The organism is Anabaena sp. UHCC 0253, from assembly GCF_009712085.1.
Lineage (GTDB): Bacteria > Cyanobacteriota > Cyanobacteriia > Cyanobacteriales > Nostocaceae > Dolichospermum.
Window position 1 is genome coordinate 1 of record NZ_VILD01000026.1, and the last position, 2,370, is coordinate 2,370.

Genomic DNA, 2,370 nt, shown 5'->3' on the forward strand with positions numbered 1-2,370 from the left:
CTGGGATATTAGCAGCGGTATTAAGTTTCTCTTGTGCTGCTTCTAGCTTTGATTTTGTGGTATTTTTTGGCATATAATTCTAGATGTAAATAACAAGACATAACCTTGTGGGATACTTGACAGGTATCCCTTTTTTTATTCTTCCAAGCATTTACAAATTACAGAATGTAGCGATTTTTTAGCAGTGGATAGAGTGCGGGTAATCTCTGTTTTGGGCAGTGAAGCCAATAAGGAATTAAGTTGATTTTCGATGTCGGTTAATTGGTTAATTTGCTCAGTCGTCATAGTCGTATTCTCCAAATAATCCAAATAAGCCTTCTATGGTGGCGTTAATCATGTCCAGTGGCGCGAGTAAGTTGATTCTGAATCGTGGCTTATGCCGTGCCTTGAGTACCTTAATCTCGCGCTCCAATTCCTCTATTTGCTGGTATGTAGGCTTGCTGAAAAAGTAGAAAAAGGCAAAAAAAATTAACTAGGTAGTTAGGCAAAAGCAAAGATAAGTTTTTGTTGTTTAAAATTAGGCAAAACATCACTTTTTCTAATTGAATTAAAGAAAAAAGAGATTATTTGGAAAAATTGCCATAAAAATCCCCAAAAAACCCTTGATAGTAAGGTAGAAAGATTCATAACTAAAAAAGTAATAGCAATAGCAGTTAGAGAGGTATGAGGAAGTTTAGCCATGACTCTACCCAAACTAAATCTTCGTTTACCCTGCCCAAATTTACCTTCAATACAGTTACGAATACCTTCGTCATAAGCAGCCTGTTTCTTATTTTCTTTACTGACATTTTTAGGTGGTCTTCCCAACGGCGGACCACTAATTCTAATTCCTCTTTCTTGACACCAAGCTCGATTCTCTCTTGTCCGATAAATTTTATCCACATGAACGGATTCAGGATAATATCCAGTGTCAGTTTTGTATGCCTCTACCTGCGATTTTAAGTCTCCTGATTCGTTAAAATTATCCCAACTGATGTGGTCTAAAAACACATATCCATCATGACAACTAGCTGATAACTTTGCTCCAAATTCTGTCCTTTTACCCGCTTTGCCTCTGATAATTGGACGGATATGTGGTTGAGTTAAACTGACTATACGGTCTTCTATTTTCTGTTTTTTATTTTCATATAACCACAGTTGTTGACGATGAATTTCTGCTACTACTAACAACATTTTATATTGTCTGTTACTCAGTTCTGAGAGTGAGGCACCTAGCTCAATTAGTTGCTGGATATGAGATAAATTTCTTTTGATATATTGCAGTTGTTGTTTAATAGCTTTTGTTCTTTCTTGAACAGTTGGTCTTCTTTTTTTGGCTACTAATAAGTAATCTTTTCTAGCTATATTTCTGTAAGTTCTTGGTTTGTTTATAGTTTTTTCTTCTAGAGATTTATATAGAATATCTATAATTGTTTCTGTGTGCTTTCTGGCTTGATTTAATAATCCTAAGTCTGTGGGATAACTGACATCTGCTGGTGTACAAGTGGCATCTAATATTAATTTTCCCCGATTGGTTAGCTCACTTTTTGAATCCTCTACTTCTGACTTTTTTTCTTGTACTGTCTCCTCTGGTATTTCTAACGCCTGTTTTACTATTTCTCTGTTGATTTTGTTAACTAGGTTTATATCTATTCTTTCTCTAAAGTGAACTAACATCGAAGGGTCAAATGGTGGTTTATTACTATAGGTTGACATCCCTATAAAGTATTGTAGATAAGGATTTTCCCTGATCTGTTCTACTGTTTCTCTATCACTTATTCCTAACTTTTCTTTGATTATTAATGCCCCCAGTGCCATCCTAAATGTTTTGGCTGGTGCGCCTATTTTTTCTGAAAATATTGCTGCGTATTCGCCATCAAATTCCGACCAAGGGATCATTTTTGCCATAATTACCCATCGGTTGTCTAATGCCAATTTCTCCTCGAAGGGTAGTTGAAACTTTTCCGGTGCTGTTTCCTGTTCTTGCGCTTTTCTATACATCTTAATGCGCCTTAATGCAAGGGATTTTACTCATTTTAACTCTTTTTCTTGCACCTTTTTCACTTTCTATCCCCATCAAGTCATCTATTTGTCCCGGTTTTATGTTTATTCAGCAAGCCCTAAGTACCATCACCGTTGTCTACCAATACACCATTATCAGCAGTCAAGTTAGCAACTGAGAGGGTATCACCAGCATCAACATCACTGAAACCTGTTAATAAGTCAGCAGCATTAATGGTAATAGCTGTATCTTCAGCAGTGTTGCCTAAAGTGGCAGTGGGTGAACCTGTGGGAGCATTGTTAACTGGGGTAGTAGCGGATGTATTCTCAAAGAAGACGATATTGCCGTAATTATTGCCAAACAAAAGCATCCCAAAGTCCCCCATCCCC

General features: G+C 36.8%; 3 protein-coding genes. All 3 read right to left on the reverse strand.

Translation table 11 applies throughout. The features are described 5' to 3' along the window. Nucleotides 1-135 precede the first annotated feature (135 nt). Complete coding sequence (locus FJR38_RS27460; protein ID WP_168540774.1) at nucleotides 136-285, reverse strand: hypothetical protein; 150 nt, start codon at nucleotides 283-285, stop codon at nucleotides 136-138. A gap of 195 nt (nucleotides 286-480) precedes the next feature. Further along, a complete protein-coding gene (locus tag FJR38_RS27465) occupies nucleotides 481-1,980 on the reverse strand; it encodes an IS5 family transposase (protein ID WP_168540776.1) in 1,500 nt (499 codons plus the stop codon). Between the two features lie 119 nt (nucleotides 1,981-2,099). Next, the coding region (locus FJR38_RS27470) for a cadherin-like domain-containing protein (RefSeq protein WP_217360075.1) at nucleotides 2,100-2,370 on the reverse strand (271 nt) is incomplete at its 5' end.

Excerpts from the sequence above, each read along its gene's own strand:
- FJR38_RS27460 (WP_168540774.1), bottom strand. The coding sequence starts at position 285 with ATGACGACTGAGCAAATTAACCAATTAACCGACATCGAAAATCAACTT.
- FJR38_RS27465 (WP_168540776.1), bottom strand. The coding sequence starts at position 1,980 with ATGTATAGAAAAGCGCAAGAACAGGAAACAGCACCGGAAAAGTTTCAA.